The 20307-nt window shown below is 46.1% G+C and carries 10 protein-coding genes; 5 read left to right on the top strand and 5 right to left on the bottom strand.

All coding sequences use genetic code 11. The features are described 5' to 3' along the window. The first annotated feature begins 188 nt into the window (after window positions 1–188). From DXN04_RS02250 to DXN04_RS02235, 4 genes are all read left to right on the top strand, one after another. Complete coding sequence (locus tag DXN04_RS02250; protein ID WP_158568815.1) at window positions 189–3596, top strand: SusC/RagA family TonB-linked outer membrane protein; 3408 nt, start codon at window positions 189–191, stop codon at window positions 3594–3596. Between the two features lie 9 nt (window positions 3597–3605). Next, on the top strand, window positions 3606–5165 hold the full coding sequence (locus tag DXN04_RS02245) for a SusD/RagB family nutrient-binding outer membrane lipoprotein (RefSeq protein ID WP_116851673.1): 1560 nt from the start codon (window positions 3606–3608) through the stop codon (window positions 5163–5165). 435 nt (window positions 5166–5600) lie between these two features. Next, complete coding sequence (locus tag DXN04_RS02240) at window positions 5601–8720, top strand: SusC/RagA family TonB-linked outer membrane protein (protein WP_158568813.1); 3120 nt, start codon at window positions 5601–5603, stop codon at window positions 8718–8720. 11 nt (window positions 8721–8731) lie between these two features. Further along, a complete protein-coding gene (locus DXN04_RS02235; protein WP_116851671.1) occupies window positions 8732–10315 on the top strand; it encodes a SusD/RagB family nutrient-binding outer membrane lipoprotein in 1584 nt (527 codons plus the stop codon). A gap of 77 nt (window positions 10316–10392) precedes the next feature. Here the strand turns inward: DXN04_RS02235 and DXN04_RS02230 are convergent, their stop codons facing one another. The 4 genes from DXN04_RS02230 to DXN04_RS02215 form a co-directional block, all read right to left on the bottom strand. Then, window positions 10393–12000: a SusD/RagB family nutrient-binding outer membrane lipoprotein gene (locus tag DXN04_RS02230; RefSeq protein ID WP_116851670.1), complete on the bottom strand. Its 1608-nt coding sequence runs from the start codon at window positions 11998–12000 to the stop codon at window positions 10393–10395. A 12-nt stretch (window positions 12001–12012) separates the two neighbouring features. Then, a complete protein-coding gene (locus tag DXN04_RS02225; protein WP_199414971.1) occupies window positions 12013–15267 on the bottom strand; it encodes a SusC/RagA family TonB-linked outer membrane protein in 3255 nt (1084 codons plus the stop codon). Between the two features lie 238 nt (window positions 15268–15505). Beyond that, window positions 15506–17836 carry a M1 family metallopeptidase gene (locus tag DXN04_RS02220; protein WP_116851669.1) on the bottom strand — a complete coding sequence of 777 codons (2331 nt, stop codon included), beginning with the start codon at window positions 17834–17836 and terminating at the stop codon, window positions 15506–15508. 32 nt (window positions 17837–17868) lie between these two features. Beyond that, entirely contained in the window at window positions 17869–18462 is a 594-nt protein-coding gene (locus DXN04_RS02215; RefSeq protein WP_233525505.1) for a HupE/UreJ family protein, read from the bottom strand. Window positions 18463–18522: 60 nt separating this feature from the next. On the opposite strand from DXN04_RS02215, the gene DXN04_RS02210 reads away from it, so the two are divergent. After that, the gene (locus DXN04_RS02210) at window positions 18523–19008 is read left to right on the top strand and encodes a DUF6702 family protein (RefSeq protein WP_116851667.1); all 486 of its coding nucleotides are present in this window, start codon (window positions 18523–18525) and stop codon (window positions 19006–19008) included. Here DXN04_RS02210 and DXN04_RS02205 read toward each other — a convergent pair. After that, window positions 19005–20297 (bottom strand): phenylacetate--CoA ligase family protein, encoded by a 1293-nt coding sequence (locus DXN04_RS02205; RefSeq protein WP_116851666.1) that lies wholly within the window; start codon window positions 20295–20297, stop codon window positions 19005–19007. The two genes, DXN04_RS02210 and DXN04_RS02205, sit on opposite strands and share 4 nt — an antisense overlap. Window positions 20298–20307: the final 10 nt, after the last annotated feature.

Below are 20307 nucleotides of genomic sequence, written 5' to 3'. Positions count from 1 at the left end.
TCCTTTTTAACATCTAACACGTTTTGATACTATTACAAAGGTTCCTTCCGTAAAACGGAGGTTCCCAGCTATTATAATCCGCTCCCCAGAGCATTCCTGCATGTAGTATTTGGGTAGCCCCATAAATGTTTATTGCTGCTTACTATGTTTAAATCACCGGGGCTGAAATGAAGGGAAGATCATACTTAATGAAAGTATGTATTGTCGTAATATTCCTGTTAATAGCACTATTACCAGGCAGGAAAGCTATTGCCCAGATCAGCCTCTCCTTTCTCAACAAGCCCGTGACGGACATCATGGATGCCATTGCCAATAAGCAACGCATTAGTTTCCACTATGATAAAGCCTCTATCGATGTGGATCAGCGGGTGTCTCTCCATTGTAACAACCTTTCTTTAACACAGGTACTGGACCAGTTATCCACATTGACAGGATATAAATTTACGCTTAGGGGAGAAAATGTAATTGTCAGCACGCAGCGTGAAACCCCTGAAAGTGTACAGCTGCATCATCCTGCCCTGTTGCAGAAAGAAATCAGTGGCCGTGTCGTCTCTATGCATGGCTCACCACTACCCGGGGTGACCGTAATGATTAAAAATACTACAAGAGGTGTGAAGACAGATGACGCAGGTTACTACACGATCAACACGGGTCTGACAGATGTACTGATCTTCCGGTCTGTTGGTTACATCAACAGGGAAATCTTAATACCTGTAGCCGGTTCCAAACTCGATGTCACCCTCACCGAAAATATCAAAGGCCTGAATGAACTCATCGTTACTGCACTCGGCATTCCAAAAAACAATAAGGAACTCCCCTACTCTACCGGCTTACTCAATAGTGACGATATCTCTACCGTGAAAGATGCCAATGTGATCAATAACCTCTCCGGCAGAATAGCCGGCGTGATGATCAACCGCAGCGCTTCCGGTATAGGTGGCTCCGCAAGAGTCGTATTGAGAGGGAATAAATCCACCCGCGAGAACCAGCCTTTGTACATCATCGACGGTGTACCAATGGCCAACTTCACCCCCTCACAACCTACTGACATCTGGGGCGAATCGTCAGGCATCACCGGGAATGGGGGCCGCGATGGCGGAGATGGCATCTCGAACCTGAACCCTGATGATATTGAAAGTATCAGCGTACTGAAAAGCGCTTCTGCAGCCGCATTGTATGGCAGCCAGGCTGCTAACGGTGTCATCATGATCACGACTAAAAAAGGTTATTCAGGCAAAGGACATATCGAAGTATCTTCGGACCTGACTGCTGAAACACCTTTGCTCCTGCCATCACTGCAATACCGGTATGGACAAACAACACCTTCTTATAGCGACGATAAGCAGGCCGGTTCAGCTGATAGCTGGGGTGCCCCCTTACAGGCAAAAGATCATGTAAAACCGTTCTTCAATACGGGCCTGACTTCTATGAATGGCCTTTCGATCAGTGGTGGTATTGAAAAAACACAATACTACATATCGTACTCGAATACCATGAACAGGGGCATCATGCCCATCAACCGCCTGCAAAAACATAATTTCAATATCCGCGTCACCAGTGACCTGATGGAGAACAAACTCCATGTAGATGCAAACATCTCCTTCCTTGCCCAATATGCCGTAAACAGACCGGGTAGCGGCTTATACTACAATCCGCTTACCGGTTTATACACATTTCCCAGAGGACTTGATTTCAACAGTTATAAAGCCTACGAATACTTTGACGATACCCGGAATATGTACATGCAGAACTGGTGGAATATCAATAATGCCATGGGATGGAGCGGCCAGGATGATCAGCAGAATCCATACTGGATCCAGAAAAGAGACGAGCGGGAAGATAACCGTTACAGAGGTCTCGCTTCTCTCTCCGCCAGGTACCGCTTCAATGACTGGCTCACGCTACAGGGCAGAACCAACTTTGACAAGAGTGATGATCAATATGAATTAAAAGCATACGCCGGTACTCAGCAGGTACTCTCCCCGCCTAATGGCAGGTATACGCTGGAGAAAGAAAGTAACAAACAATTTTATGCTGATATGATGCTCACTGCCGCCAAACAGGTAGATCCTTCCTGGAAACTGCAAGGCATGCTGGGAGCCAGTATTACAGATATCAGGGCGCATGACCGAAGTCTTATCAGCACCAATGCAACGGCTGCAGAAGGCCTGATTGTAGCCAATAAATTCTCTGTAAAAAACATTGCTTCCAATGCACTCGATGCACAGCAGAGTGTAGAGCGAAAACAACTGCAGGCCATCTTTGGAAGTGCACAGGTGCATTTCAAAAATAGTATCTTCCTTGACCTCACCGGTCGTAATGACTGGAGCAGCACCTTTGCCTTTACTCCTATCAAAGACAAAGGTTATTTCTATTATTCTTCGGGGATCAGTACCATCGTCAGTGAGCTGATTAAATTACCCAAAGCCATCAGTTTTGCAAAAGTGCGGCTATCGTATGCAAAAGCAGGCAATGATATTGCACCTTATTCATCAAGACCGGCAAGGTTTATCCTGCAAACTACTGCCGGTGTATCCAGGGTCAACTTCAACACCCGCACTCCTTATCCGGGTATTTACTTAAAGCCGGAAGATAACCGTTCGCTGGAAGCCGGTACTGAAATCAGGTTACTGAAAGACAGGATCAGTTTTGACTTTACCTGGTATAAGAATAACAACTACCAGCAATACATGGAAGTACGTGCCCCCTCAGGCTCCGGCTATCTCTACTACTACCTGAACCTGGGGAATATCCAGAACAATGGTGTGGAGGCCACGCTTACTGTCGTACCAGTACAACATACCAATATCCGCTGGTCAACGACGATCAACTGTACCGTGAACTGTAACAAGGTCGTTCAGCTGAGTAGCAATACCATTCCCGGTGCCGGTCCTGACAACTATTATATCCTCACCGACTTCAACACCAACATGTATGGTTCCTTCATCAAGGAAGGCGGCAGCTGGGGTGATATCTATACCAACAAGGAACTGTATAAAAACGAGAAAGGCCAGTATGTGATAGATGAGCAGGGCAACCTGGTCACAAGAAATGTATTTAAGAAAGTAGGTAATCCTAATCCACGATTGATCAGCGGCTGGAGTAATACCCTGGAATACAGGCACTTTACATTCAACTGCCTTATAGACGGCCGCTTTGGAGGCGATGTCATGAGCGTGACCAGTTCCGTACTGGATAGCTACGGTGTGAGTGAGCGCAGTGCCAAAGCCAGGGATAATGGCGGAGTAGCGTTGAATGCCGTGTATGAAAACGGCACTCCACTTACCGTGCCTTATGATGCCCATAAGTACTTTTCTACTATCGGGGGCAGAGCCGGCATCGGGGAAATGTATATGTATAATGCTACCAATATAAGATTAAGGGAATTGTCATTGACTTACGAAGTACCTGTCAAAAGCAGGTACATCAACCGCCTGCAGATAGGATTGCTGGGGAAGAACCTGTGCTTCTTTAAACTGAATGCGCCGTTTGACCCCGAGGTAGCTATGAGCAGTGGAAATGGGTTGCAGGGCATTGATGTATTTGGGGTATCGGCTACAAGAAGTATAGGCGTACATGTGAAGGCTGCATTTTAAAACGATTTTATGCGTAACACGATTCTGGTGTGTATGGCTGTTTTGCTGCTTACTGCCTGCACACGCAAATTTGAAGAGATTAACACGAATCCGTATGACCTGTATGACGATGAACTGAAAGGAAACTTTAAACTGCTGGGAGATCCGCTTACACAATCCATGCTGAATATACTATCCAGCAGTGATGTAAGCGTAGCGCAATTACAGCAGAACCTGATGGGTGACGTATTCTCCGGATACATGATGACACCCAATCCCTTTCAGGACAACAGGAACAATATGACATATGACCTGCTGGACAGCTGGAATGACGATGCCTGGCTGACAGCCTATGGCAGCGTGATGCCTAACTGCAAATTCGTGATGGATAATGCAAGGGGCAAGTACAAGGACTTCTACGCATGGGCGCAACTGCTGAAGGTAATCGCGATGCATCGCATCAGTGATATCTATGGCCCGGTGATTTATACACATTATGCCATGATCAATGATGATCATAGCATTGATTACGATTCACAGCAGGCAGCTTATACTGCTTTCTTCAAAGACCTGGATTCAGCAATTACAACACTCACTCATTTTGCAGACAGTACAGGCACCAGGCGATTCGCAGATTTTGACCTGTCGTACAAAGGTGATTATACCAAATGGGTAAGACTGGCCAATACCCTAAGACTACGCCTGGCCATCCGGATTTCAAAGGTAGATCCTATCAAAGCACAGCAGGAAGGAGAAGCAGCACTCTCCCACCCCTATGGCCTGATCAGCGCTGTCGCCGATAATTTTAATATTGATATCAGCCCTGCCACGCACCCGGTAAATGTGATCTGTAATTCATGGAATGATATCAGGATGGGCGCGCCGATGGAATCTATCCTGACAGGGTATCACGATCCCAGGTTGCCTTACTACTTCAGGTCGGTGGATGCGAAGGATTCTGTATATCATGGTATCCGGAACGGCATTGCCATAGCCGGTAAAGGCATGTATACAGGTTTTTCAAAACTGGCACTGCTGCCATCGCGGATCCAGTTATTAACAGCGGCTGAAGCCTATTTTCTAAAGGCAGAAGCCGGATTGTATGGATGGAAAGGTGCGAGCGATGTACAGAATAATTATGAACTGGGAATTTATATGTCCTTCCAGCAATATGGTATAACATCGGCTTATTATGATTATATACATAATAGTACTTACGTACCCAGGAGATATGTTGATCCACAGAATGCGGCGAATAATGTAGACTCCCCCCTGAGTACAATCACCATTCAATGGGATCCTGCAGCAACGGCTGCCTGTAAGCTGGAAAGGATTATTACACAGAAATGGATCGCGGTATTTCCTGACGGGCAGGAGGCGTGGTCAGAGTTCCGGCGTACAGGTTATCCGAAGTTATTCCCGATTGTAGTAAACAATAGTGGCGGGAAGATACCGACAGAGACATTTATCAGGAGGATTCCATTTATACAGTTTGAGTATACTACGAACCAGGCAGGAGTGAACAGGGCTGTAGCGACCCTGAAGGGACCAGATAATGGAGGGACCAGGTTGTGGTGGGATGTACCTTAATATTCATTAGTAATATGCCCGCCACAGGCCATCTACCCCAATATAATTTTCATGTATTGAAAGCAGCTGAAATATTTTTTTCTCACACGATGGTACTATTTTAATTTCCACACGACACCTCATTATGCACCTGAAAAAAATCCTGTAGACACTAAGGGGGAATCAAATCAGGGCATCACGTATTGAACATGTTAGTAAAGCATCACAATGGTATAGGTGAAATGCGCTCATAACGGCGCACCGTATCACATTACTTCCTTTCTGCTAAACGGGCCCATAGCTGAAAAGATTATGTCATACTGCTTATCAACCAGAATCTAAAGTCGACAATCAAACTCACTAACAGTAAACTGGAATGCATGGATGTACTACATCCACAGGCATTCCTATGGGAAACAACAACATCCATTAGGTCAATTTTTAAAGGCAGTATCTATGAAACGTACACTACGCTTGTCAAAAGCATGCAGTGCCGCAGGCATTGTGCTGAGCCTCATGTTCATAAACGGCATTCAGACAGCCGTTGCGGCTCCTTCTCTTTTAACGTATGCTGCAAGGCAACAGAGAGACATTACGGGTATTGTGCGTGACGTTCAGGGCAACCCTTTGCCCGGTGTGACAGTAACTCTCAAAAATAGCAACAAGGGGACTAAAACTGATGCAGGCGGAACTTATCACATCGCTGCGGGGACGGGCGATGTACTGGTATTTTCCTACGTTGGCTATACCCCTAAGGAAATCACGGTAGGTGCTGACAACAGCATCAGCATTGTTCTGGAAGAAACTGTAAAAGGTCTCAACGAACTGGTAGTAACTGCACTGGGTATACGCAGAGAAGCCCGCAGTCAGGGTTATGCTGTATCCAAAGTACAGGGTGCAGATATGACCAAAGCCCGCGAAATCAGCGTGGCCAATGCACTGGAAGGACGTGTAGCGGGTGTAAACAGTGCCCCGCCTTCCACAGGCCCTGGTGGCTCATCCCGCGTGACCATCAGAGGTAACTCCTCACTGAGTGGCAACAACCAGCCCCTCTATGTAGTAGATGGTATCCCCATGAACAACGCTAACCTGGGCTCTGCGACCATGTGGGGTGGCGCTGACCTGGGCGATGGGATCTCCAGCATCAACCCTGATGACATCGAAGATATGACCATCCTGAAAGGTGCGGCCGCTTCTGCCCTTTATGGCCAGCGTGGGGTAAACGGGGTGATCCTCATTACCACCAAATCTGGTAAAGCCGGTCAGCTGGCAGTAGAACTGAACAGCAACATCACGGTGGATAAGCTGAACGACTTCCTCGACTTCCAGGAAGTATACGGACAGGGTATCATGGGGGCACATCCTACTGATAAAACTTCTGCCCTCAATAGTGGCCTCTCCAGCTGGGGAACCAAACTGGATGGCTCTGCTGTCACACTCTTTGACGGTCAGACACATCCCTATTCCAAACAAGGTAACCATTTGAAAGACTTCTATAAAACAGGCAACACGCTCAGCAACACCATCTCGGTAGCTGGCGGCTCTGATAAAACCACTTATCGTGTAGCACTCGGCGACCTGCGTAGCAACGGTATTTACCCGAACACAGAGTATATCCGTGACAACGTGAACCTGGACCTCAATTACAAATTGTCTGAGAAATGGAGCGGACAGACTAACATTACATACGCCAAGGAAGTAACCAACAACCGCTCTAACCTGAGCGATGCCCCCGGTAATGGTAACTATGCTATTGCCTTCCTGCCGGCGAATGTAAAGGCTTCCCTCCTGGCTCCGGGCTACGATGCACAGGGTAATGAAACCGTGTTTAGCAGTGATCTGTTCAGCACCAATCCTTACTTTGCCGCTTACCGCTTTATGAACAACACCAAGAAGGACCGCGTGATTGGGATGACCAGCCTGCGCTACTCACCTACTTCCTGGTTGTACATCCAGGGTCGTGTAGCCAATGACTACTTCGGCTTCAATGCAACTTCTATTACACCCTGGGGTACTGCTTACCGCCCTACCGGTAGCCTGGACTTAGAGCGTAACAGGCAGTTCAATGAAATGAATGCGGATGTACTGATTGGTGTGAACAAAAACATCACGCCTAAAATCAGCCTGAATCTGAATGCCGGTGCCAACCTGCTGAAAAAGAATGATAAGGTAAATGATGTAACCGCATCCAACTTTGCTTTCCCATTTGTGTACAACCCATCTACTGCAGGTACAAAAAACAGTACACTCATCGAGTACAAAAAAGAAGTACACTCTGTGTATGGAGCACTGGAACTGGCGTACAGCAACGTCCTGTATCTGAACCTGACAGATCGTAACGACTGGAGCAGTACCCTGCCGATGGCAAACAATTCCTACAATTATCCATCTGCTACCATCTCTTACGTTTTCTCTGAAAACTTACATGCTAACTGGCTGAACTTCGGTAAACTCCGTGCCGGTTATGCACAGGTAGGCGGTGATGCGGATGAATATAAAACAGCCCTGTACTACAGCACTTTGGGAGCTACTGTAAACGGAGCACCTATCGGGGATATTGACAACAAGATTCCTAACAAAGCGCTGAAACCACTGAAGGTAAAAGAACTGGAGGTAGGTGCTGAGTTCAAGTTGTTCAACAATCATGTGTTTGGTGACTTCAGCTACTACAGCAAGAAAGCGACGAACGATATCGTGACCGCAACTGTATCATTAGGTTCCGGTTATTCCAGTGCACTCGTGAATGTGGGTGAACTTGAGAATAAAGGCTTCGAGGTGATGATCGGTGGCAGTCCTGTAAAATCCGGTGTCTTTACCTGGACCACCACATTGAACCTTGCGAATAATAAAAACAAGGTGATCCAGCTGGCACCGGGTCAGAACGAAATGGTGGTAGAGAATGGTGAATCCCGCACTGAATCAGCCTTCATAGAGCATGTGGTAGGTAAACCGTATGCGCAGATTATGGTATACGATTATAAGAAAGACGGAAAAGGTAACCTGGTGGTAAATGCTTCCGGTCTGCCACAGCGCACAGATGCACTGGTGAGTGCAGGAACGGGTGTAGCACCATGGAGCGGAGGATGGAGTAATGATTTTGCTTATAAGCAATTCCACCTCTCTTTCCTGATCGATTTCAAATCAGGTGGCTCTATTTACTCAGGTACAAATGCGAATGCCTATAAATATGGTTTGCAGAAAGAAACACTGCCTGGCCGTGAGGGTGGCATCAGCGTAACTGGTGTAAATGATGCAGGTGCTCCTGTAACAACCACTATTGATGCACAGACTTACTACAACCAGCTGGCTAGTATCTCAGCCCTGCATGTGTACAAGACTGACTTCATTAAGTTCCGTTCTGTGAGCCTGACTTACGACTTCAGCAGCTCCGCCCTGCACAACAAACTGCATGGTGTAAGCGTATCGCTGGTAGGGCGCAACCTGTTCTACTTCAAGAAGTCTACACCAAACATTGACCCTGAATCCAACTATAGCAATAGTAATGCGCAGGGTCTTGAATATGCCGGTCTGCCTACAAGCAAATCCTTTGGCGTTAACCTGAATGTTAAATTCTAAAACCAGCTGCAATGAACGCTCTATATAAAAAGATCCTTGCTATTTCTTTTCCTGCTTTAATGCTGTTGCCAGCTTGTACCAAGAACTTTGAAAGCATTAATACAGATAAGAATAAATCCAGTGAGAGTACAGGCGTACCTGAGTACAACTTTACCCGTGCACTGCTGGAATACACCGGTAACAGTGATTACAGTTATGATACCTGGCGTGTAAACATCATCTATTGTGCAATGATGATGCAACAGTTGTCAAACGTAAGCTGGTATGCGGGTGATAAGTATGTGCAAAATGATGCATGGTCCAATGCCTTGTTTGACAAAGCATATACTGACCAGGTGAAATACATTACTGACGTAATACGTCTCACAAAAAATGACGAGTATTATTCTAATCAGTACAACATGGCACGCATTGCCCGGGTCATGATTTTTCAGCGCCTGACGGATGTATATGGCGATATTCCTTATTCCGAAGCAGGAGCCGGTTACAGTAATCAGAACTATGCACCTAAGTACGATGCGCAGCAGAGTATTTACACCGATATGGTCAATGAACTGGACGAAGCGGCCAAAGCACTGAGTGCTTCCAAAGCTGTACCTGGACAGGGAGACCTCATTTACAACAAAGGAGGTAGTGCTACGGCAGATGTAGTGGTAAGTAACTGGAAGAAACTGGCTTATTCACTGATGCTGAGGATCGGTATGCGACTGACAAAAGTAGATCTGGCCACAGCACAGCAGGTAACAGAGAAAGCCTATGCAGGTGGTGTCATCTCTGCCAATAGTGAGAATGCCTACATTCTGCACGATGCAGCGGGTGGCAGAACTACTGTGAACAGAAACAGCAACATCCTGTCCGGCGAGTGGAATGCCATTGCAAATGCAGGTGAAGCCAGCTTAAGCACCACCTTTATTGACTTCTTAAGAACCAATAACGACCCCCGCCTGGCCTATATCGGTACTGTACCTGCTACAGGGAGTACCGCAGCTGCAGACCAGCTGGGCATGCCGAATGGTTATGACACCAATGGGGAAGGCAGTGCGACAGATATCAGCAAGGCACCTAACTACCCCGGTGATCTGAAAAAATATTCCGTACTGAATAAGAACGTGTTTCTGAAACTGAACGGACCTACATTTTTAATTACTTATGCACAGGTAGAGCTGCTGTTGGCAGAAGCCGCTAAAAGAGGCTGGAATGTGGGAGCAGATGCTGCGACACATTATGTTAACGGGGTGAGCGCTGCAATGGGTCAGCTGGCGCAGTACGATGCGTCAGCGGCCATCAGCAGTACCGCTATTCAGGCCTACCTGGCAGCACATCCTTATAATGATGCTGATGGTTACAACCAGATCAACACGCAGTATTGGGCGGCAAGTCTGCTGGATTGGTATGAAGTATGGGCGAACTGGAGGAGGAGCGGATACCCGGCATTAACCCCGGTGAATTACGTGGGAAATGCGACCGGTGGGCAGATTCCGAGGAGGATGTTATATCCCGCATCAGAGGCGGCAAGCAATGCAACGAATTACCAGGAGGCGATCGCAAGGCAGGGAAGCAATTCGTTGATGACGAAAGTGTGGTGGGATAAATAAAATTTGTATAGCCATCTATACCGCTATAAAAAGCAGCAATAACAAGCCGGACCTGTTCAGGTCCGGCTTTTGTTTTTTTATTTGATTAACCACATTGATCCATTGATATCATCACTGCTCAATCCCTGGTTAGTTAATGCTGCTTTCCAGTTCGATGCATTCAGGTTCTGTTCAGTGCTTGGGTAACCCCATCTCTTAGGGATCACACCATTGTTACCAATACCCGTACCCCCATCAAATACCGGTACCCCTGTTCTGCGGTAGTTAAAGTACGCTTCCCAACCGGAGTTCTGGAACATGGCCAGGTACTTCTGAGTAAGGATCTGTCTTAAACCGGCATCAGCACCTGCATATTTCACTGAGGATTGGGCTAAATAGGTGCTTAAATCGAACGTAAAAGGATACGCCGTATAATCACCCAAAGAACTACCAAACTTCAGGAAATAGGCTGTATAACTGGTTTGTGCGGCAGTGATACCATAGAACTTCATGGACTCAGTTATACCTGTTTTGTACCAGGTCTCTGCATCGCCACTGATCCAGCCCCTGTTGATTGCCTCAGCGATGTTGAAACACATCTCCTTGTAGCCTACCAATACATCCGGTTCACCAGTGTAGGTATCATAATAACGCTTACGATTGATCAGGGAGGTATTACCCGCGATCGCATCGGAATACATAGTTGCGATGGACTCCCCTGTACTGGCTCCAACAAATGAGCGGAAGTCTACCGCACTATAACCTTTGGTAGCGATAACATTCCATGCCGGCTCGCAGGTGATAAATACACGTGCATCATTCAGCACTGTCAGGTTATGCACATAAGTATTTGCCATGTTGTAACGCTGTGCATCCGAACCAAAGTTGTTAGGGCTTTGTGGATAAACGTTGTAGGTCGCTACGTATGTGAATTTGAAATCATCGTCCACAGAGGTGAAGATCGGGTAAGTAGAAGGGTTGTTGATGATAGTAGCAAACTGAGAAACAACATTCAGTTCATTGTCAGATGCTTTATTACTCAGGCTGATCAGCACACGGAGTTTGAAGCTGTTTGCCAGTTTACGCCACTGGGCCAGATCACCTTTGTAGTAAATATCCTGCGAAGAACCGGAGATGGTATTATCACCTTTATTGATCAGCTGAGTCAGGTGATTATTCACCGTATCCAGTGTATTCAGCACAAAGCTGAATACATCTTTCTGCGCAGCATAGGCTGGAGTGAGATTGCCTGTACCCTGTACAGCTCCATCCAGGGGAATATCACCCATCAGGGAGGTCATGTTATAATAATAGTAGGCACGTACAAACTTGCCGATAGATTCATAAGGATTGATAGAATCCGCGCCACGGGAAGCTGCTTCCTTCTCCATCTGTACTACATTTTTGAGTACGATGTAGCTATCGAAACTACCGCTCGCCCAACCATACTGGTTATCACCATAATATTCGTAGTTACGGCAGAAGTATTGGTTCCAGCGTGCTACAGCATCCCATGGGCCATAGCCTTCCAGTGCGCCGTTATCCTGTGTACCTGACATATCTGTCAGCACAGCGCCCAGCAGTAGCTCTGCTGTCACACTACCCGGCTGATTTGGATTTGCCTGCAGGTCTTCAATTTTTTTATTACAAGCTGTCATAATCAGACAACTCAATGCGATGATTATTATATGTTGATATCTTCTCATTGTGTTCGGGTATTAAAAAGTAATATTCAGGTTCACACCATAACTGCGCGTAGTAGGTGTTTGCAGGCCGGAACCGCTATCCTGTGTGTACTGGTCTACGTCCATGTCCTTATAACGATCCGGGAAGAAATACAAGAGGTTACGACCTACTAAAGACACTGAAGCATTCTGGAATACAGAACGGCCACCAAAGAGATTGGAAGGCAGGCGGTAAGTCAGTGTTACTTCTCTCAGTTTGGCATAAGTCTTTTTGATATTGTCCAGGTCATTGATGGAGGCCATCCTGGTTACATACTGCTGTACTGAAGTTTTGGTAGTATTCTGGGATATGGTCAGTTCTTTTTCGTTGACGATTCTGCCAGTGACCGGATCCAGCTGAATTGTACCACCCGTCAGGTTGACACCATCGCCCACATAGGAAAAACCGGTAGCACCTTTAGCATCATCAGGACGGGCCGTACCGAATTTACCCTGGGTACTTTCAATATGGCGACCACCCTGCAGTGATTTCTGGCGTACATAGTCGTGTACGACACCACCAACCATACCATCGAACCTGAAGCGGAAAGAGAAGCTCTTGTAGCTGAAAGTATTGGTGATACCCCATTGCCAGTCAGGATCTGAGTGACCATATACTTTTTTTGCATTTACACCGAGGTCTGTATAACGCAGTAATAAACCTGAAGACTTGTCGATCACCAGTTTACCATCAGCAGTGCGTACAAATGCATTGTCATATACCAGGTCTGTACGGGTACCGCTATGTAACCAGTTGTCACCACTTGGGTTATCTACCCATTTCCTTACAAACCTGAACCAGTTTACATTTACATCCCAGTTCAGACCATTCTTATTACGAATCGGGGAACCACCCAGGGTTACTTCCCAACCATCGTTTTGTGTGCGACCCTGGTTCTTTGTTAACTGTGAATAGCCTGTAGATTCAGATACATTACCTGTAAAGATCAGGTCATCGGTGTAACGATAACGGGTTACATCCAGGCTTAACCTGTTCCCGAGGAACCGTACATCCAAACCTGCTTCGTAGGCTTTACGTTCAGCAGTTTTAATATCGTTTCCTACCAGTATGTCTGTATAGGATGCACTATTTTGATTATTATAATATGGCTTCAGCCCATATACCTGAGAGAAGGCATATTCAGGACCATCATATGGAGACAGGTAAGTATAACCATAACCACCACCTGCCAGGTTAGATACATTGGGAGCAAAGAAACCTTTCGTACCACCTGCTTTACTGCTGGCAAATGAACCACGGACTTTCAGGAAGGAAATTGCTTTTGGCAGCTTCGCATAGTCAGAGATCACGGTAGCCAGGTTGAATGAAGGATAGAAGTAAGTATTGTTCTGTGCGGGCAAGGTAGAAGACTTATCGAAACGCCCCGTGATGTTGGCTGTTACATAAGATTTATAACCCAGATCCAATGAATAATAACCACTCAATACCAGCATTTCAGCATTGTAAGAAGAAGCCTGTACAGAATTGAGTGAGTTAGAGAAAGCATATACACCCGGTACATTCAGATAGTTGGTAGTAGTGAATTCAGAATTGAATCGGAAATTTCTGGCATTACCTCCCAGCATACCTTGTACATCGAGGAAACCCAGAATAGCGTTCCTGTGGTACTTAGCCTGGAACTCTACGTTTGATTCGAAGAGAGAACGGTTATCTACGCGGTAGTCACCTTTATGCTCAGGTCTGTCATAAACGGTAGCTGAGTAAGGCAGTTTCTCTGTATTTGTGAAATTGTAAGTCGTTAAGCTTGGACGTAAGGTCAGGTCAATGTTGGTATTTACATTATAATTCAAAGCTGCATAACCGCTCACGTTATTTACATAGTGCCCTCTCAGCCATTCGTAGCTCATAAACCAGGGGTTATTGTAACGGTAGTATTCCGCATATTTCTGCTGGATACCTACTTTACCTGGTTGCCAATAGTCGCGCATATCGTCTACGCTCCAGTCAGCACCACCCCAAAGGATCATATTGTAAATGATACTGTTAGGGCCATAGTTTACATCCGGAATATTTGGAGTAGACTGGCGGCTATAGTTGATGTAAGTACTGATAGAGAATCGCTTTGTAAATTTATAACCGATGCTCGCAGTAGCGTTAAAGTTGTTCAGCTGTGTATTGGGAACGATCCCTTTCTGGTAGCTGTTACCCATAGAAAAACGCAGGTCTGCTTTTTCAGTGGAAGAACTAACAGCGATGCTGGTGCTATTGAGGATCCCTGTTTGCAGGAAGCGTTTCAGGTTGTTTTTACCACGGGCGGTCCATGCGGTAGGTTTTATATGCCCCTGGAAAGAAGTTCCATCTTCAAAAGCGGTGGTATAGGTCGTATTCGCATCGTATTCACCATCGTATTGTGGCAGCATGCGGCCATCCAGTTTGGGTCCCCAGATGTCATAATCATAGTCATTCACACCACCACCCTGGCCATCGCCAAAGGCATATTTACCATATTCACCTGCACCATAGTCATCCTGGTATTTAGGCAGTGCGATGAAGCCACCATTCCATTGTGTACTATTATTGAAATCTACGGTATACCCGCGTTTGTTTTTAGTACCTTTTTTGGTATTGATGATGATCACACCGTATTTACCTCTGAAACCGTACAAGGCTGCAGCACTTGGGCCTTTCAGTACAGTAAAGCTTTCGATGTCGTCAGGATTGATGTTGTAAGTATCAGAGCTCATAGGCACCCCATCTATTACATACATCGGGCTACCTTCTCCACGCATTACCACGCTGGGAGAGTGACCTATTTCAGGGGTGATATTGATAGAGAGACCAGCTACGGCACCTTTCAGTGAGTTGAGTACACTGGGTTCGCGGGCCTGGGTCAGGTCATTGGCTTTTACATCCTGGATAGCGTATCCAAGGCGTTTTACCTCTTTCTTTACCCCGGTGGCTGTTACCACCACTTCATTGAGATCTTTGGTGCTGGCATTTACAGCAATTGTGATGTCGTCACCATTTATGGTATATTCTGATGGGGTGATACCGAGACCGGAAATTGATAATACATCTCCTTTTTCAGCTTTGATTGAGAAACCACCATCTACGTTGGTTACTGTTCCATTTTTTGTGCCTTTTACAATGACCGTCGCACTGGGGATGGGTGTCTGGTCTGACTTAGCCAGTACATGGCCGGTGATTAGTTTTTGCGCGAAGGAGGAAAAGGGTAACAATAGCATTACCATTAACATCCTTGCGAATGCATTACATCTTTTTGGCATAACTGTTTTTTAGTTGATGTGAATTACTACTATAAAGCGATTTAAATGATTTAGACTTCTCTTTACGGCTAGCTACTACAATCCCTGTGTTCTAATAATTGGGTACAAATATCTAAAAGGAGTTTTAACAATTTGTTTAGTATACCTTAACGAATTGTTAAGTATTTATAAAAGGGTGAAAACAAAAAAAGCGCTTTTGCCTAAGGCAAAAGCGCTTCATTATTAAGCGTGACAACAATTACCGGTGTTGTTGCTGCATTGGGTTACCTCCTGTAGAAGACCCTCTTACAGCCTGCTCGCTGCGGAACAACTCGAACCTGGTAGGTGTCAGTGCTCTTGGCCAGCTATTATTTGCTTCATCTATATCACCAGTTTCTCTCAATGGATCCAGTTTTATAGATACTACTTCCTTATCTTTTGCAAATACCTTGGTCACATGGTTCTCGTCATGTCTCCAGATATAGGCTGAAATACGATCTGTTTCCTTTGTACCGTCAGCATATGTCCACTCAATGATCAGTGGCATAACCAGACCACCTACATTGGAGAATGAAACCTGGTAGAAGTTTTTCTTACTTTCATACAGTCTTTTCTCTTCAGGGCTCAGGCCTGCATAGTAGTTACCGTATGCCTGCTTGTCTTCTTCACTGACATTAAAGCGGTTCCATTTGTAATAGAAATCCTGTAATGCGGTATCCTGTTCTGCAGTGAATTTCATACCTTCTGCCTTGTTGCGGGCGCGGGATATGTGGTCTGCATTGCGGTCATATTTCGCTTTGGCTTCAGCTTTTGCTACCTGAGGATCTTTGGTATCGAGGCGGAACATTTTCACGCTGTCGAGAGAGATATCCACAGGATCAATACCATAGAACCATCCTCTCCAGAACCAGTCCAGGTCTACTGCAGAAGCGTCTTCCATGGTACGGAAAAAGTCAGCCGGAGTAGGATGCTTGAATGCCCAGCGACGTGCGTATTCACGGAAAGCAAAGTCAAACAGCTCGCGGCCCATTACTGTTTCGCGCAGGATATTCAGCGCTGTACTTGGTTTTGCGTAAGCATTAGGACCAAATTGCTCAATATTTTCAGAGTTAGTCATGATCGGCTCCAACTGATCCTTTGGCATACGCATGTAGTCTGCAATCTTGTAGGCAGGACCACGATTGGAAGGGAAGTTATTATCCCACTCCTGCTCAGCAAGGAACTGGCAGAAAGTATTCAGACCTTCATCCATCCATGTCCACTGCCTTTCGTCAGAGTTCACGATCATAGGGAAGAAGTTGTGACCTACTTCATGGGTGATTACACCGATCATACCGTTTTTTACTGCTTCGGAATAGGTGCCGTCTTTTTCGGTACGGCCGTAGTTAAAGCAGATCATCGGGTATTCCATACCATTGGCAGCTTCTACAGAGATGGCTACAGGGTAAGGGTATGGAATGGTATGTTTGGAATATACCTTCAGGGTATTTGCGACTACTTTGGTAGAATAGCGTTTCCATAGAGGATAGGCTTCAGGACCATAATAAGACATGGCCATTACTTTCTTGCCTTCTACATTGGTAGCCATGGCATCCCATACCAGTCTGCGGGAAGATACCAGTGCAAAGTCACGTACGTTTTCTGCGCTATATACCCAGGTTTTACGGGCTGTTGCATGACTTGCCATGTTATTCTTCATCTCGTCAGGCGTTACGATTTCCAGGGGTTCTTTTGCACTCTGTGCCTGTTGCCAGCGCTGGTATTGTGCAGCTGTCAGTACTTCTTTATAGTTCTGGCATTCGCCGGTAGCACCTACGATGTGGTCAGCAGGTACATTCATGCTCACCTTGAAATTGCCAAAGGTAAGTGCGAACTCCCCACGACCAGTAAACTGATGGTTCTGCCAGCCCTGGAAGTCAGAATATACTGCGAGGCGAGGGTACCATTGTGTAATGGTGTAGAGGTAGTTTTTATCTTCGGAGAAGTATTCATAACCACCACGCCCGCCTTCGATCATACGGTCAGAGATGTTGTACCACCACTCAACTTTAAACCGGAACTTCTGGCCGGGTTGCAGGGTTTGTGGCAGATCCATACGCAGCATGGTCTGGTTGATGGTGTAAGGAATATCTTTCCCGTTTTCGTCGGTGATCTTTACGATGTTGGTACCAAAGCCAGGGCGGGGGCCGAGGATCTGGTTGACATCTCTCATGGTCATTTTGGATTTAATGGCGCTACCGTCGAAGCTGTTATTATCGCTTTTAGGGTTGTGCTCATTTTCATCCAGTTGTAACCAGATGTAGGTCAGCGGATCGGGAGAGTTGTTGTAATAGGTAACGGTCTCCTTTCCTGTCAGCTTTTGTTTGTCATCGTCCAGGGTAGCGGAGATGTCGTAATCGGCTCTTTGTTGCCAGTACTTAGGACCTGGTGCACCGGAAGCAGACCGGTATTCGTTAGGCGTCTGGAGGATGGTACCTAATTGCTCAAACTTGTTGCCATGGTTAGAGCCGGTAGGTGCTAAGGATTGTGCGCTGGCACCGGCAGTGATACAACAAGCCGCCAGAGCCAATTTGATTGCTTTTTTTCTCATAAGAAAACCTGATGACAGTTGGTTGTCCCTGTCTATTTTGTTATAAATTCTTTACATCTTTCAATGGTTATCAGGACGGCTACACCAAAGATGGCTGCAGAGAGGTAGATATTCCAGTTTCTGCGCTTTACACCTGTAACATTTACAATAATTCCGGCCAGTAATAATACACCCACTACTACCATTATCTGCCCTACTTCCAACCCCAGATTGAAGCCTAATAAAGGCAGCAGAATGTTTTCCTGTGTCCCGATCAAACTCTTCAGGTAGGCGGAGAATGCCATGCCATGAACGAGGCCGAAAAACAATGCGAAAAGGTAGTTCAGTTGAACCTTTTGCGGAGACAGCTCCTTTTTGAACATGTTGAAAAGAGCCGTAACCCAGATAGTGATTGGTATGAGCAGTTCTATCAGACTGCTTTGAACATATACGACGTTTGTGATGCTTAATGCCAGTGTGATTGCATGACCAATAGTAAAGGCAGTGACGAGTACGAGGACTTTTCTCCAGTCCTGGAGCATATAGATAGCGGATAAGGCCATGATAAACAGGATGTGGTCGTAGCCATCCCAGGCAATAATATGCTGCCAGCCCATTTGAAAATACATCCCGAATTCGGTGCTCACAATTTCCTATTTTTGGTAATTATACAAGGTTACTGTTAATATTTAAAATTTTTTAGGCAAGTGGGGTTAATATTATATAAATGGTTATTGCCGGCTTTTTTCGCCTTTCACCCATTCTATGTGAGTGTCACAGAAATCGAACATGTAAAGGCTAAAAACGAGGTCCAGGTCAGCTGCAGGATTTTTGCTGATGACCTGGAGAATGTGCTGAAAAAGGAGTCCAAGCTTCCCCTGGACATCATTCACCCTGCCAACAAAGCTCAAATGGACAGCCTCATTGCCGGCTACATCAGCAAACACCTGGTGGTGAATGTGGATGGGAAAGTAGTAAAGCTGAGCTACCTGGGCTATAAAATTGAGGAAGAAGCGGCCTGGTGCTTTCTCGTAGCTCAGAATGTTACACCTTTTAAACAAGTGAAGGTCAAAGACGATATCCTGTATAGCGAACATCCCAACCAGATCAATATGATCCATGTGATCAGGGATGGTGTGAGAAAAAGCAATAAACTTGATAATCCCAAAGCCGCTGTCTCCGTAAGCTTTTAGCCGCGGTTATCCACAAACTTCACTGGTTTGCGTTGCCCTTCCGGCATCAGCATTTTCATGATTTCCGCCTGACCTACATACCTGATCTGAGGGATCACCCTCAGTTTCGCCTGCAGGTAAGAACGGATCTTTCTGTCTATATCTTCTGATTCCTGCAGCGGCCACAGGTGCAGCAGGATTTCGTCTGTGCCTAATTCGTTGCTGAATACTTCAACTACAAACTCCTTCACTTCTTCCATATCGTTCAGCAGGTCAAACAGTGCCGGTGGATACAGGGTAGTCCCCTTGTATTTGATCATCTGCTTACGGCGGCCTATTACTGGTGATAAGCGCCGCGTTTGACGGCCACAGGAGCAGGGTTCCTCAAAGTAGCGGCAAATATCTCCGGTTTTGTATCGCAGCAGAGGCATGCCTTCTACACCCAGGGTGGTAATGGTTACTTCGCCATCCTGGCCCGGGCCTACCGGCTGATTATTCTCATCCAGCAATTCCACATAGAGCAGTTCAGGATGATGATGACCACCATGGCCTGCATTGCATTCTGTAAACGCGGTTTGCATTTCTGTACTGGCATAGGTTGAATAGAGCCTGATATCCCATTGCTCCGTGATCTTCTTCCCCAATACATTGTAGGTGAAATCAGCATTACGGATGTTCTCTCCTATGCACACTGCTTTCTTCACAGAAGAGGCGTTGATGTCGATATGATGTTCTTTTGCAAATGCGATCAGCTTCACAATGAATGAAGGTACCGCTACAATAGTAGTGGGCTGAATCCGTTGAATATTTTCCCATTGCAGTGATGGTACACCGGGGCCTACACGCAGTACACCTGCGCCTAATTTGCGGATGCCGTTGTAATACGCCATGCCTGCCATGAACTGCCTGTCCAGCGTGAGCATCAGCTGGTAAATATCATTCTCCGTACCATCTGCACAACAAAAAGAAATGTATTCATTGTACGCCAGGCGATCCTGGTCTTTTTGTGTCAGTGCTATGATCACAGGTCTGCCCAGGGTACCGGAGGTAGTGGTATATTCTGCAATCTTGCTCTTATCCACACACAGGAATTCCCAGTTCTGCTGTTGCAGGTGCTCCTTGGTAACAGGAGGAATACGCCAGAGGTCATCCAGCGACTTCACGTCCGAAGGCTGTATGCCATGTTCGGCAAACCAATTCCGGTAAAAGGGTGAAAACTCCCGCAGGTAGCCCAGCAGGTGAAGAACTTCTTTTTCCTGAAATGCCCTGATGGAAGAAGAGGGCTGCAATTCTATGTTGGGTATATACATGGTATCAGGT

This window comes from Chitinophaga silvisoli (genome assembly GCF_003412465.1).
GTDB classification, from domain to species: domain Bacteria; phylum Bacteroidota; class Bacteroidia; order Chitinophagales; family Chitinophagaceae; genus Chitinophaga; species Chitinophaga silvisoli.
Note: the sequence above shows the minus strand (reverse complement) of the source record. Positions and strands in the feature narration are given on the sequence as shown.